Source organism: Pseudomonas chlororaphis subsp. piscium, from assembly GCF_003850345.1.
In the GTDB taxonomy this organism is placed as follows: Bacteria; Pseudomonadota; Gammaproteobacteria; order Pseudomonadales; family Pseudomonadaceae; genus Aquipseudomonas; species Aquipseudomonas piscium.
Genome location: NZ_CP027707.1, coordinates 1655776 through 1669835, shown reverse-complemented (window position 1 = coordinate 1669835; position 14060 = coordinate 1655776). Strand labels below are relative to the sequence as shown.

The 14060-nt window shown below is 64.1% G+C and carries 7 protein-coding genes; 2 read left to right on the top strand and 5 right to left on the bottom strand.

The annotated features are described in order from the left end of the window. Positions 1–278: 278 nt before the first annotated feature. From C4K38_RS07630 to aceK, 5 genes are all read right to left on the bottom strand, one after another. Complete coding sequence (locus tag C4K38_RS07630; protein ID WP_053277864.1) at positions 279–512, bottom strand: anti-sigma factor family protein; 234 nt, start codon at positions 510–512, stop codon at positions 279–281. After that, a complete protein-coding gene (locus C4K38_RS07625; RefSeq protein ID WP_007926857.1) occupies positions 506–1120 on the bottom strand; it encodes an RNA polymerase sigma factor in 615 nt (204 codons plus the stop codon). The genes C4K38_RS07630 and C4K38_RS07625 overlap by 7 nt, the downstream gene beginning before the upstream one ends. A gap of 101 nt (positions 1121–1221) precedes the next feature. Then, entirely contained in the window at positions 1222–2343 is a 1122-nt protein-coding gene (locus C4K38_RS07620) for a beta-ketoacyl-ACP synthase III (RefSeq protein WP_053277863.1), read from the bottom strand. Between the two features lie 338 nt (positions 2344–2681). Continuing rightward, positions 2682–6593 (bottom strand): ATP-dependent RNA helicase HrpA, encoded by a 3912-nt coding sequence (gene hrpA, locus C4K38_RS07615; protein WP_053277862.1) that lies wholly within the window; start codon positions 6591–6593, stop codon positions 2682–2684. A 99-nt stretch (positions 6594–6692) separates the two neighbouring features. Continuing rightward, complete coding sequence (gene aceK, locus C4K38_RS07610) at positions 6693–8414, bottom strand: bifunctional isocitrate dehydrogenase kinase/phosphatase (RefSeq protein WP_053277861.1); 1722 nt, start codon at positions 8412–8414, stop codon at positions 6693–6695. A gap of 200 nt (positions 8415–8614) precedes the next feature. Between aceK and C4K38_RS07605 the strand changes: the two genes are divergently transcribed. Together C4K38_RS07605 and C4K38_RS07600 are read left to right on the top strand one after the other, a co-directional pair. After that, positions 8615–9529, top strand: coding sequence for a DMT family transporter (locus C4K38_RS07605; RefSeq protein ID WP_053277860.1), 915 nt, complete (start codon positions 8615–8617; stop codon positions 9527–9529). Positions 9530–10247: 718 nt separating this feature from the next. Then, positions 10248–13991, top strand: a complete 3744-nt coding sequence (locus C4K38_RS07600) for an autotransporter domain-containing protein (RefSeq protein WP_053278332.1) — start codon at positions 10248–10250, stop codon at positions 13989–13991. The last annotated feature ends 69 nt before the right edge of the window (positions 13992–14060 follow it).

The following is a 14060-nucleotide window of genomic DNA, read 5'->3' as shown; positions in this document are numbered from 1 at the left end:
GAAATAAGGCAAAAAGCCTGCTCTAGAGCCTTGGGCGGGGGATTTCGAAGAAAAGCGAGGTAACCACTGCCGTAGGCTGTGATCGGCCGAACGGCCGCAGCGACTTCAAGATCGCTGAAGGCCTTCGGCCTTATCGCAGCCTGCGGCAGCGGCTACAGGAATGCGTACGCCTTGCATGCGTTGGTGTAGCCGCTGGCGAAGCCTGCGATCGAGCGCGAAGCGGTCGCGCTCTTGAGGGCCTTGAGGCTTCAGCGGCTACGGGAGGATTGTCGGGTGAATCAGGCGTTGCGGTTGCGCTCGGCGGCCAGGCGTTCGGCCAGTGCGTCGACGTCGGCGACGGGCGCCTCCGGCATCTTGCGCAAGGTGGCCTGCATCAGGCGCATCTGCCGCAGGAAACGCCGGCAATTGGGGCAGAACAACAGGTGATGGCGCTGGATCAGGCGCTGGCGAAAGCTCAGCTGACCATCGAGATAGTCGCTGGAGCGTGCCACTTGTTCCTTGCAGGTCAGCATTGGCCGGTCTCCTCGAAGTGCTCCACCGTGGCAAAAATCTTCAGCCGCGCCCGGTGCAGCAGCACCCGGACATTGGAGAGGGAAATGTCCAGAAGATTACAGATCTCCTCCAGCTCCAGGCCCTGGCGCTCGCGCAGGGTCAACACGCTGCCTTGCAGTTCCGACAGGCTCAGCAAGGTGTGCTCCAGGCATTCGCGCAGCTCGGCCTCGGTCAGCAGGGCTTCCGGGGTATCGGCGTGCCAGGCGAACGGCGCCACCAGCCAGTGACCGTCAGAGGAAGAAAAACGTTCGTCGCCAATGGTGCCGTGGGGGGCCGGCAAGTCATCCAGCAGGACTTCCCGGCGGTTCTGTTTGTAGCGGCTTTTCGCCGAGTTGGCGGTGATGGTCAACAGCCAGGTCTTGAGGCTGGAACGCCCCTGGAAACCGGCCAGGTTGCGTACCACCGACAGCCAGGCATCCTGCACCACTTCGTCGGCGTGGCGCTGGCCGACAATGGCGTAGGCCACCGCGCGCATGGCGCTCTGGTAGGTGCCGACCAGTTCCTTGTAGGCCTTTTGCTCGCCGGCCAACAGGCGTTCAAGCAGTTGCGTGTCGTCAGCTGCGGACATTCATGCCTCGTAATCGGAATCAGGGATCACAGCCGGCCAGCGCCGCCGGCTCCTGGCAGGAGCCGACGGCCACCGATCAGCGGCTGCGATCCATAAGACTGTCAACGCTTGCGCAGAAGCACACTGCCAATCGAATAACCGGCGCCGAACGAGCTGAGTATCGCCAGCGAGCCGCTGCTCAGGTCATCCTGGTTCTTGTGGAAAGCGATCACCGAACCGGCCGAACTGGTGTTGGCGTAGGTGTCGAGAATCACCGGTGCTTCCTCTTCGGTGGCTTCGCGGCCCAGCAGCTTCCTGACGATCAGGTGGTTCATGCTGAGGTTGGCCTGGTGCAGCCAGAAACGCTTCACGTCGCTGACGTTCAGCTGGTTTTCCTGCAGATGCTCGGCGATCAGTTCCGCCACCATCGGGCAGACGTCGCGGAACACCTTGCGGCCCTCCTGCACGAAGAGTTTGTCCGGCGCGCCGATGCCCTCTTCCGCGGCGCGGTTGAGGAAGCCGAAGTTGTTGCGGATGTTGTTGGAGAACTTGGTCAGCAGCTTGGTGCTGATGATGTCGAACTGGTACGGCGAAGTGGCCAGGTCAGCCCGCTCGATGATCACCGCGGTGGCCGCGTCGCCGAAGATGAAGTGGCTGTCGCGGTCACGGAAGTTCAGGTGGCCGGTGCAGATTTCCGGGTTGACCATCAGGATCGCCCGGGCCTGGCCCAGTTGCACGCTGTTGCAGGCGGCCTGGATGCCGAAGGTGGCCGAGGAGCAGGCCACGTTCATGTCGAAACCGAAACCAGCGATGCCCAGGGCTTCCTGGACTTCGATGGCGATGGCCGGGTAGGCGCGCTGCAGGTTGGAGCAGGCGACTATCACCCCGTCGATGTCCGCGGCGGTCTTGCCGGCGCGTTGCAGGGCCTGCTCGGCGGCGCCGATGGCCATCTGGCAGAGTACCGACCATTCGTCATTGGAACGCTCGGGCAGGCGCGGGGTCATGCGCTGCGGATCGAGGATGCCGTCCTTGTCCATGACAAACCGGCTTTTGATGCCGGAGGCCTTTTCGATGAAGGCCGCGCTGGATTCGGTCAGGGCCTGAACCTCGCCGCGCTCGATCGCTTGCGCGTTGTCGGCGTTGAACTGATGCACGTAGGTGTTGAAAGACTCCACCAGCTCTTCGTTGGAAATGCTGTTGGCCGGGGTGTACAGGCCAGTGCCGCTGATGACGACGTTATGCACGTTCGTTCCTCTATTCTGTTCAGGCAGAAGGTATTGGCACCGTCGTACCAAACCGTAAATGGTCTATCCCGACTGGCGGAATCGGACCTGACATCGCTTTATTGCGCTTTGCCCGGGCGGCGAACGCTCAAAACCGCGGGGCCGGCATTTATAACGGCGAAGTTTGCCATAAACGCTGGCGTTTGGCCCCATCGGCAAGCGTAATCGCCGTAACGCCACCGATCCCTGTAGCCGCTGCCGCAGGCTGCGATCGACCTCGAAGAGGGCGTGCTCCCTGAGATCGCGGGAAGGTCCTTCTGACCTTATCGCAGCCTGCGGCAGCGGCTACAGGCGTCGTATCAGGCTTCCACCTGGCTCCACTGCTTGTTCAGGCGCTTGTCGGAAATCGGCGCCTTGGTGCCCAATTGCTGGGCGAACAGCGATACCCGGTATTCCTCCAGCCACCAGCGGTACAGCTCCAGCTGCGGGTCGCGCTTGCCTTCCTGGGCGTGCTTGCCGGCACGGGCCTGGTACTGGCTCCAGAGGCCAGCCAGCTCGCCGCTCCAGACCCGGTCCTTCTGCACCTGGCTGCCGAGCTTCTCGAAACGCAGCTCGACGGCCTTGAGGTAACGCGGCAGTTCCTTGAGCCATTGCGTCGGGGTTTCGCGGACAAAACCCGGGTACACCAGGTGGCCGAGCTGCGACTTGATGTCGTTCAGCGCCACCGCCTGGGCCAGGTCGATCTTGCCCTTGAAGCGCTTTTGCAGGCCGTGCCAGAGCTTGAGGATGTCCAGGGTCAGGCGCGCCAGGCGCTCGGCGTGCTCGGTCCAGCTGCCGCGCTTGCGCTCGGCCAGCGACGCCAGGCCGGCACCGTCCCGGGGCAGGCTGTCCTCGCCTTCCAGCACGCAGCTGTCGAGGCTGGCCAGCAGAATGTCTTCCACCAGGGCATCGACACGCCCCAGTTCGCGATACAGCAGGCCCAGCTCGGTCAGCCCCGGCAGCTTGTTGCGCAGGAACTTGGCCGGCTCGGCCAGCTGTTGCAGCAACAGGCGCTGCAAGGCGCGGCGATGCTGGAACTCGGCTTCGGCCGGGGTGGAGAAACGCCCTTCCTTGACCGTGCCACCTTCTTCCACCAACGCCGGATATACCGTCATCGACAGCCCGGCGATCTTCTGCTGGGTTTTCTCCGCCACCGCGGCGAACACCTTGGCCTCCACCGGCTGCTGGCTTTTCGCGGTTTGCGGCACGGCCAAGGCAGCCTGGCTAGCCTCGGCGAAACGCGCGGTCAGCTCGGCCAGATCCCGGCCTTCACCGAGGAACTTGCCCTGGGCGTCGACGATTTCCAGGTTCATCCGCAGGTGGCTTTCCACCTGTTGCGCCGACTCGGCCCAGGCCTCGTCGCTGACTCGCGCACCGGTCATGCGCAGCAGCTCGCGACCCAGCGCCTGGGGTAGCGAACCCTGGGCGAAATCGATACGCGCCAGGGCCGCCTTGACGAAGTCCGGCACCGGCACGAAGTTCTTGCGCAGCGCCTTGGGCAGGTTGCGCACCAGGGCAATGCACTTGGCTTCCACCAGCCCCGGCACCAGCCATTCCAGGCGCTCGGCGGGCAAGGCCGGCAGCAGCGGCGCCGGCACCCGCAGGGTCACGCCGTCCCGAGGGTGGTTGGGCTCGAAGTGGTAACTCAGGGCCAGCTCCAGGTCGCCGATCTGCAGGGTGTCCGGGTACTGCATGGCGGTAACTTCACTGGCCTCGCGGGCCAGCACGTCTTCCTCGCGCATGATCAGCAGCTGCGGGTCTTTCTGGCTGTTAACCCGGTACCAGCTGTCGAAGGTCGCGGTCTGGTGGATCTCCGCCGGCAGGCGCGCGTCGTAGAAGGCGAACAGGGTTTCCTCGTCGGCGAGAATGTCGCGGCGCCGGGCCTTGGCTTCCAGTTCGTCGAGCTGCTCCAGCAAGCGCGTGTTGGCGCTCAGGCACTTGGCTTTCGACTGGATCTCGCCACGCACCAGGCCTTCGCGGATAAACAGCTCGCGCGACACCACCGGGTCCACTGGGCCGTAATGCACCGGACGGCGGCCGACCACGATCAGGCCGAACAGGGTGATCTGCTCGTAGGCCACCACCTGCCCGCGCTTCTTCTCCCAATGGGGTTCGAAGTGGTTCTTCTTGATCAGGTGCCCGGCCAGCGGCTCGATCCAGTCCGGCTCGATCTTCGCCACCATGCGCGCATAGAGCTTGGTGGTTTCCACCAGCTCGGCGGTCATCAGCCACTGCGGACGTTTCTTGCCCAGCCCGGACGACGGATGCACCCAGAAGCGCCGCTGGCGAGCACCGAGGTAGTCGCCCTCCTCGGTCTTCTGGCCGATCTGGCTCAGTAGGCCGACCAGCACCGCCTTGTGCAGCTTGGGGTAGTCGGCCGGCTCTTTGTTCAGGCTCAGCTGCAGGTCGCGGCAGATCAGGCTCAGTTGGCGATGGGAGTCGCGCCACTCGCGCAGGCGCAAGTAGTTGAGGAAATTCTTGCGGCACCAGTTACGCAGCGGGCTGGCGGTCAGCGCCTGGCGCTGCTCTTCGAAACCGCGCCACAGATTGACCAGCCCGGCGAAATCCGAGTCGGCGTCCTTCCATTGCGCGTGGGCCTGGTCGGCCGCCTGCTGGCGCTCCGGCGGCCGCTCGCGCGGGTCCTGGATCGACATGGCGCTGGCGACGATCAGCACTTCCTGCAGGCTGCCCAGCTTCGCCGCTTCCAGCAGCATGCGACCCATGCGCGGGTCCACCGGCAGCCGCGCCAACTGGCGGCCCAGCGGCGTCAGCTGGCTGTTGCGGTCCACCGCCGAGAGTTCTTGCAGCAGGTTGAAACCGTCGCTGATGGCCTTGCCATCCGGCGGCTCGATAAAGGGGAAGGCGGTGATTTCACCGAGGCGCAGATGGAGCATCTGCAGGATCACCGCCGCCAGGTTGGTACGCAGTATCTCCGGGTCGGTGAACTCCGGACGGCCGCTGAAATCCTCTTCGCTGTACAGGCGCACGCAGATACCCGGCTCGACCCGGCCACAGCGGCCTTTACGCTGGTTGGCGCTGGCCTGGGAAATCGCCTCGATGGGCAGGCGCTGGACCTTGGCCCGGTAGCTGTAGCGGCTGATGCGCGCGGTGCCGCTGTCGATCACGTAGCGGATGCCCGGCACGGTCAACGAGGTCTCGGCGACGTTGGTCGCCAGCACCACCCTGCGGCCCGGGTGCGACTGGAAAATCCGCTGCTGCTCGGCCGGCGACAGGCGCGCATACAGCGGCAGGATTTCGGTGTGTTTGAGCTGGGCCTTGCGCAGCATTTCGGCAGCGTCGCGAATCTCCCGTTCGCCCGGCAGAAACACCAGCACGTCACCCGGACTGCGGCGCTCGCTGCGCTCATGGGCGGCGATTTCGTCAAGGGTGGCGAGGATCGCCTGGTCCACCGTCAGGTCGTCCTCGACCCGGTTGCCCTCTTCGTCCTGCTCCAGGGTCAGCGGGCGATACCAGGTTTCCACCGGGAAGGTGCGGCCGGAAACCTCGACGATCGGCGCGTCGTCGAAGTGCTTGGAGAAGCGCGTAAGATCGATGGTCGCCGAGGTGATGATGACCTTGAGGTCCGGGCGCCGCGGCAGCAGGGTCTTCAGGTAGCCCAGCAGGAAATCGATGTTCAGGCTGCGTTCGTGGGCTTCGTCGACGATGATCGTGTCGTAGCGTTCCAGGTAGCGGTCGTTCTGGGTTTCCGCCAGCAGGATGCCGTCGGTCATCAGTTTGATCAGGGTGTTCGAGTCGCTCTGGTCCTCGAAGCGTACCTGGTAACCCACCAAGGCACCTAGCGGCGTCGCCAGCTCTTCGGCAACCCGGCTGGCCACGCTGCGCGCGGCGATCCGCCGAGGCTGGGTATGGCCGATCAGGCCGTGCTGGCCGCGGCCGATTTCCAGGCAGATCTTCGGCAACTGGGTGGTTTTACCCGAACCGGTTTCGCCGGCGATGATCAGCACCTGGTGCTTTTGCAGCGCCGCCTTGATCTCGTCGCGCTTGGCGGCGATCGGCAGGCTGTCGTCGTAGCGAATCGACGGTACGCTGGCGCGCCGTGTCACCACCTGGGCGCAGGACGCCTGCATGCGTTCGACCCACTGCCCAAGCTTGGCCTCGTCGGGTTTCTTGCGCAGCTCAAGCAACTGCCGGCGCAACCGGTGACGGTCGGCGAGCATGGCTTGGTCGAGGTTTTTCAGCAGTTGGTCGATTGCAGGCGATTCGGAAGTCATAGGAAAGCAGCGGCAAGCTTCAAGCGAAAAGCCGCAAGATTAACGCAGCTTTGCGCTTTTAGCTTGCCGCTTGTAACTTGCCGCTGGCTGCTGCCCCTTCTATTCGTTATCCCGCTCCTTGCGCCGATACGGGAACACATCGATCACCTTGCCGGCGCGAATGGCGTCCTGCAGGCCTTTCCAGTAGTCGGCGTTGTACAGCTCGCCGTGCAGCTGGTCGAACAGCTTGCGCTGCCCGGCGTCGGCGAACAGGAATGGCGGGAACTCCTCGGGGAACACATCCAGCGGGCCGATGGAGTACCAGGGCTCGGAGGCCATCTCGTCCTCCGGGGTGCGCGGTGCCGGGATGTGGCGGAAGTTGGCCTCGGTGAGGAAGCAGATCTCGTCGTAGTCGTAGAACACCACCCGGCCATGGCGGGTGACGCCAAAGTTCTTCAGCAGCATGTCGCCGGGGAAGATGTTGGCCGCAGCCAGTTGCTTGATCGCCAGGCCGTAGTCCTCCAGCGCCTCGCGCACCTGGGCCGGGTTGGCGTGGTCCAGGTAGAGGTTGAGCGGGGTCATGCGCCGCTCGGTCCAGCAGTGGCGGATCAGCACCGTATCGCCCTCCACCGACACCGTCGAAGGCGCCACTTCCAGCAGTTCCGCCAGGCAGGCCGGATCGAACTTGCCCAGGGGAAAGCGGAAATCGGCGAACTCCTGGGTATCGGCCATGCGCCCTACCCGGTCGACGCTTTTCACCAGGCGGTACTTCTCGATCACCGTGGCGCGGTCGACGTTTTTCGACGGCGAGAAGCGGTCCTTGATGATCTTGAACACGGTGTTGAAGCCCGGCAGGGTGAACACGCTCATGACCATGCCGCGCACGCCCGGGGCCATGATGAACTGGTCGTCGGTGTTGGCCAGGTGGTTGATCAGCGCCCGGTAGAACTCGGACTTGCCGTGCTTGTAGAAACCGATGGAGGTGTACAGCTCGGCGATGTTCTTGCCCGGCAGGATGCGCTTGAGGAAACCGATGAACTCCGCCGGTACCGGCACGTCGACCATGAAATAGGAACGGGTGAAGGAAAAGATGATCGACACCTCGGCTTCGTCGGTGATCAGCGCGTCGATCTGGATGCCCCGCCCTTCACGGTGCAGCAGCGGAATCACCAGCGGCCACTGCTCGTCATGGGTGTAGATGCGCCCCACCAGGTAGGCACCCTTGTTGCGGTACAGCACCGAGGAAAACAGCTCCACCGCCAGCTCCGGGTCCTTGCACACCCAGTCCGGCAGGTTCTCCCGCAACTGCGACTCCAGGCGCCGCAGGTCGCCGGGCAGGTCGGCATAGGCCTCGCTGAAGCTGTAGTCGACGAAGATCTGTTCGAGCATCGTCGACAGATGGCCTTGCGGGCGGTAGGTGCGGGTCTGCGCGGCCCGGGCGCGGCGCAGGCTCGGCCGCGTGGTGTGGATGAACATGCAGCCGTCGCTGATCAGGTCGTGGCTGAACAGGCCGCAGAAGGCCGAGTTGTACCAGGTCTCGGACAGCTCATCGTCGAAGCGCAGGTCGATCAGGCTGATATAGGCGCTTTTCACCAGCGGCCACTGATTGACGTCGAGCAGGGTCTCCAGATCGAAAGTCGTGCGCAGCCGCTGTACCGTCTCGCTGACCTTTTCCTCGTACAAGTTGATCCGCGCCGCCGAGGCAGTCTGCGCCTCCTGCCACTGCGCCTGCTCGAAGCGCGCCCGGGCACCGTCGGTGATCTGGCGAAAGTGCTCGCGGTAATCGTCGAAGCCATCGAGGATCGTTCGAGCGATATCGGCGGCGGGCCATTTCTGCGGCATGGTGAGACCTCTGCGGGAATTCGGAAAAGCCTGAGCTTAGCCAGTGAACCGGGTGCAGGAGAAGTGCAATTTTTCCGCGGATGGCGAAGGATCCCGCCAATTCAACCGCAAGATAGCGATTGCTCGCGCCCCGTCTCTCGGCAACACTCTCGCCCTGCCGAAAAAAGGGCCGTTGCAAGGGCCATCAAAGGAGTTGCGCCGTGAGACTTGTCGATACCCTGCGTTTGTTGTCCCTGGCCGCGATCTGGGGCGCGAGTTTTCTGTTCATGCGCATCATCGCTCCAGTGATCGGCAGCATTCCCACGGCATTCTTTCGTGTCTCCATTGCCGCCACCGGCCTGCTGGTAATCCTCGCGCTGATGCGCATCAGCTGGGACTTCCAGGGCAAGTTCAAGACCGTGCTGCTGCTCGGCGTGATCAACTCCGGTATCCCCGCCACCATGTATTCGGTGGCGGCCCTGGTGTTGCCGGCCGGCTATTCGGCAATCTTCAATGCCACCACACCCTTGATGGGCGTGCTGATCGGCGGGCTGTTCTTCCACGAGAAACTGACCCCGACAAAAATCGCCGGGGTCAGCCTGGGCCTGTTCGGCGTGGGCATCCTGACCCGCGCCGGCCCCATGGCATTCGACCTGGAACTGCTGCTGGGCGCGCTGGCCTGCCTGCTCGCCACCACCTGCTACGGTTTTGCCGGTTTCCTCGCGCGGCGCTGGCTGGACCAGGCCGGCGGCCTCGACAGTCGCCTCTCGGCCCTGGGCAGCATGCTCGGCGCCAGCCTGTTCCTGCTGCCGGTCTTCACCTACAGCGCCATCAGCCAGCCGCCCGCCAGCTGGGGCGGCTGGAGCGTCTGGCTGTCGTTGCTGGGCCTGGGCCTGGCCTGCACCGCCTTTGCCTACATCCTGTATTTCCGCCTGCTGAGCTCTATCGGCCCGGTCAAGTCCATGACCGTGACCTTCATGATCCCGCCGTTCGGGGTGCTGTGGGGCGCATTGCTGCTGGACGAGCCGCTGTCCATGGCCCACCTGTATGGCGGCGTGCTGATCGCCGCGGCCTTGTGGCTGGTACTCAAGCCGGGGGCGCGGGTCGCCTCGCCCCAGGAACTGGCGGATCGCTGATCGCGTCGATTCACTCGGCATTGCGAGCGGTCCTGAAACATGGGCGCGCTCGCTACTTGCCCGGCAGTCTCGATCAGGCTGGGGCGGTAGCCGAACTGCATATCGGACGACCTAACTTTCGCACTTCGGCAAAACAACTTAGAAACAATAAAATTGTCGCCCTCTTCAAAAAGAACAAATACCACTCCCCCAATAAAATCCTCCCTCCAAAAAACAAAAAACATTCCCCTCGCCGTCTTTATTTTCACAACCTTCTTTTACGCCCCCTCGACCAACCCCCATAAAACTTAAACATAATTCGCTAAAAAGCCTGCACCAGAGAGGTCAGCTGATAACAGCAAAGAACTAACCACAACTAACAAAGATTATTCTCGATCACCACAAAGATATTTCTGAAAAATTTCAAAAAAGTTCTCGACCTCTCTCCCCACGTATATTCCCGCCTTCTTCTTTATTAAGTTACCGGCCCTCTCGCAACTTTCCGGACAACTTGATCAGCCCTTCAATACCTATGAACAGATCACTCAGGTCGCGCTGTTACAGCAGCGGCCCTATTGCACTTCATAGCCCAAAAACTCCGCTCCCGATCAGGAAGCGCCTCGCGCCTGCGGGCAGCCATCGAACGCTTTAACCCTCGGCGCGCGCCGCTGATCCCTAGCGCACTCGACGCCATTTCTACCCCTCCGACCACACAGGCACCGCCTTGGAAAAGAAGACCATGACACCCCACAGTTTCAGACCCTCCAGCACCGCGCTCGCCGTCGCACTGGCGTTGAGCACCTTCGCCCCGGCCGTACTCGCCACCACGAACTGGACCGGAGACGCCCATCACTTTGTCTATGACGAAGAAGGCAATGCCTACCGCGTCGACGACAGCAACGCCTGGGAAAACAGCGGCAACTGGAGCAACGGCGCTCCCGCCAGCAATGAGGCGGTCAACATCGATCTCCCCCTCGCCGGACGCAACAACCAGGTCGCGCAACTGGACAGTGCGCGAACGGTCGGTAGCCTGAACGTTGGCACCGCCAACAACGGCCTGGGCCAGTTGAATGTCGGCGGCAGCGGCAAGCTGAACGTCGGTGACAGCTTCACCCTGGGCACCGTACAGGGCGCCACGGGCAAGGCCACCTTCAACAACGGCGCGACCTTGAACACCGGCGGCGACCTGATCGTCGGCAAAGGCGGCTCCGCCGACCTGACCCTCAAAGGCGGCGCCAAGGCCCGCTCCCAGGGCGACACCCTGATCGGCGCGGACCGCGGCGCATCCGGCATCCTCAGTGTCGACAGCGGGTCAATGCTGACCAGCGACAAGCGTCTGGTGGTCGGCGGCGCCGGCAACGGCACCCTGCAGGTCAAGAATGGTGGCCAGGTCAACAGCCAGGACAGCATCATCGCCGCCGACCTGGGCGCCAATGGCAGCGCCAGCCTCGATGGCGCGGACAGCCTGTGGAAGACCCTGGGCGACATGATCGTCGGCCAGTCGGGCAACGGCTCGCTGCTGCTCACCAATGGCGCCAAGGTGCAGAACGGTGGCAACACCGTCGTCGGTGCGCTCAGAGGAGGCAGCGGCACAGTCGGCGTCGACAACAGCACCCTGTCCACCGACAAGACCCTGATCGTCGGTGGCGCCGGCAACGGCACCCTGCAGGTCAAGAACGGTGGTCAGGTCAACAGCCAGGACAGCATCATCGCCGCCGACCTGGGCGCCAATGGCAGCGCCAGCCTCGATGGCGCGGACAGCCTGTGGAAGACCCTCGGCGATATGATCGTGGGCCAGGCCGGCAACGGCTCGCTGCTGCTCACCAACGGCGCCAAGGTGCAGAACGGTGGCAGCACCGTTCTCGGCGCACAAAAAGGTTCGAATGGTTCGGTCAGCGTCGACAACAGCACACTGTCCACCGACAAGACCCTGATCGTCGGCGGCGCCGGCAACGGTGCCCTGGAGATCAAGAATGGCGGTCAGGTAGAGAGTCAGGACGGCGTCATCGGTGCCAACCAGGGCGCCAGTGGCAGCGCCAGCGTCGATGGCGCAGGCAGCCTGTGGGAAACCCTCGGCGACATGATCCTGGGCCAGGGCGGCAACGCCAGCCTGGTGCTCGCCAACCAGGGCGTGGCCAAAGTCGGCGGTGGCACCTTGCGGATCGCCGCCGACAGCAGCTCCAACGCGACGCTTTATGTGGGAGCGACCAGTGACAAGGCCGCCGACGCCAAGGGCGCAGGCCGGCTGGAAGCCAAACGCGTGGTCTTCGGCGAAGGTCAGGGCCTGGTCCAGTTCAACCATAGCGACCGCGACTACCAGTTCGATGCCGGCTTCGAAGGTCAGGGCCGCATCAATCACATCGCCGGGCAGACTGTGTTCAACGGTGACTCCAGCCACTTCACCGGCCAGTTGCGGGTCAAGGGCGGCGAACTGCTGCTGAACAACCGCATGGCCGGGCAAGTGCAGGTCGACAAGAACGCCAGCCTGCACATCGGTGCCTTCAATGGCAGCCAAGGCGAAGTGCTCAGCGACATCAGCAACGATGGCCAGGTGGTGTTCGATCGCAACAACCAGTACCAGTACGACCACGTCATCCATGGCAGCGGCTCGGTCGAGCAGCGCGGCACGGGCAGCACCCTGCTCACCGGCAAAAACACCTACAAGGGCGGCACGCTGATCAGCAACGGCACCCTGCAACTGGGTGCCGGCGCGAACGGCGGCAACAGCGGCTCGATCCTCGGCGACGTGCAGATCGACGCCCCCGGCAGCCTGGTATTCAACCGCGCCAACGGCTACACCTTCGGCGGCGCCCTCTCCGGCACCGGTACCCTCTATAAGCGCGGTGCCGGGCGCACCGAGCTGAGCGGCGACAGCTCCGCTTTCCACGGCCGCAGCTATGTCGATTCGGGCATGCTCGCCGTCAACGGCAAGCTCGGCGGCTCGACCGAAGTGCATGACGGCGCGACCCTGGCCGGCAACGGCCAGGTCGGCAACGTCACCCTGCACAAAGGCGCGACCATCGCCCCCGGCAACTCCATCGGCACCCTGAGCCTGACCGGCGATCTCGACCAGCACAGCGGTTCGACCTTCCATGCCGAGCTGCTGAGCACCGGGGCCAACGACCGGCTGCTGGTGAACGGCGCCGCGCGGCTCGAGGACGGCAGCATCATCAAGGCGGACAAACTCGACAGCAAACGCTACGAGCTGGACCGTCGTTACCTGGTGCTTGCGACCCAGCAGGGCCTGAGCGGTCGTTACCAGCTGACGGGCGATACCTGGGTATCGACCTTCTATGACCTGGTGGACAACTACGACAGCCACAACGCCTACCTGGATGTGCAGCAGACGCGCCTGTTCCAGGAAGCCGCCTTCACCCGCAACCAGCGGGCCACGGCCACCGCGGCCCAAAGCCTGAAAGGCGCGGCCGTGCCGGCGCTGACGCCACCGGTGCACAACAAGCTGTTCGAGGCCATCGCCTATCTGCCCGATGACCACCAGGCACGGGATGCCTTCGATCAACTGTCCGGCGAGTTCCACAACTCCAGCCGTTCGGCGCTGATCCAGGACAGCCGCCTGGTTCGCGACGCGACGAACAACCGCCTGCGCTCGGCGACTGCCGCCCAGGCGGGTGACAGCGCGAGCGACGCGCACTCCGGCCTGACTCCGTGGATCACCACACTGGGCAACTGGGGCGAGGTCAAGGGCGACACCAATACCGCCACCCTGCGCAGCGACACCAAGGGCTTGCTCACCGGTGTCGATACCGCGGTCGGTGACAGCGGCCATGTCGGCGTGCTGACCGGCTACAGCCGTACCGAACTCAAGAGCGCGTCACGCGACTCCTCGAGCGACAACGACAACATCCACCTGGGTGTCTATGGCGGGGCACAGGCCGGCGGCTTCGACCTGCGTGGCGGCATGGCCTACACCTGGAGCCGGATCGACGCCAAGCGTTCGGTGAACTTCGCCGGCTACAGCGACCACCTGAAGTCCAAGCATGACGCCAATACCCTGCAAGCCTTCGGCGAACTGGGCCGGCGCTTCGACCTCAGCCCTTCGGTACAGCTGGAACCCTTCGCCAACCTGGCCTATGTGCAGGTCAAGAGCGAAGGCTTCAAGGAACGTGGCGGCCCGGCGGCCCTGCGCGCCAAGCACGCGTCGGACGAGCAGACGTTCTCCACCCTGGGCCTGCGCGCCAGCGCCGACAAGCAGCTGGACAACGGCAAGTTGCTCACCCTGTACGGCAGCGCCGGCTGGAAACACGCCCTGGGCAGCAACACGCCGTCCAACACCTACCGTTTCGACGGCAGCGATGCGTTCCGCACCGAAGGCGCGGCTTACTCGCGCAACAGCGCGGTCGTCGAAGCTGGGGTGGAAACCCGGGTGACTCCCGAGCTGAGCCTGGGCGCCGCCTACAGCGGGCAACTGGGCAGCGGTGCCAGCGAACACGGCCTGCGCCTGAACGCCAGCTACCGCTTCTGACCCTGTACTGATCACGCAGTGGCGGCCCCGTCGCTGCGTGTTGTGGATTGACCGGCAAGGTGCACTTGC

What these genes read in the sequence shown, in the direction of transcription:
- C4K38_RS07625 (WP_007926857.1), bottom strand. Translation starts at nt 1,120, where the DNA reads ATGTCCGCAGCTGACGACACGCAACTGCTTGAACGCCTGTTGGCCGGC.
- C4K38_RS07600 (WP_053278332.1), top strand. Translation starts at nt 10,248, where the DNA reads ATGACACCCCACAGTTTCAGACCCTCCAGCACCGCGCTCGCCGTCGCA.
- C4K38_RS07630 (WP_053277864.1), bottom strand. Translation starts at nt 512, where the DNA reads ATGCTGACCTGCAAGGAACAAGTGGCACGCTCCAGCGACTATCTCGAT.
- hrpA (WP_053277862.1), bottom strand. Translation starts at nt 6,593, where the DNA reads ATGACTTCCGAATCGCCTGCAATCGACCAACTGCTGAAAAACCTCGAC.
- aceK (WP_053277861.1), bottom strand. Translation starts at nt 8,414, where the DNA reads ATGCCGCAGAAATGGCCCGCCGCCGATATCGCTCGAACGATCCTCGAT.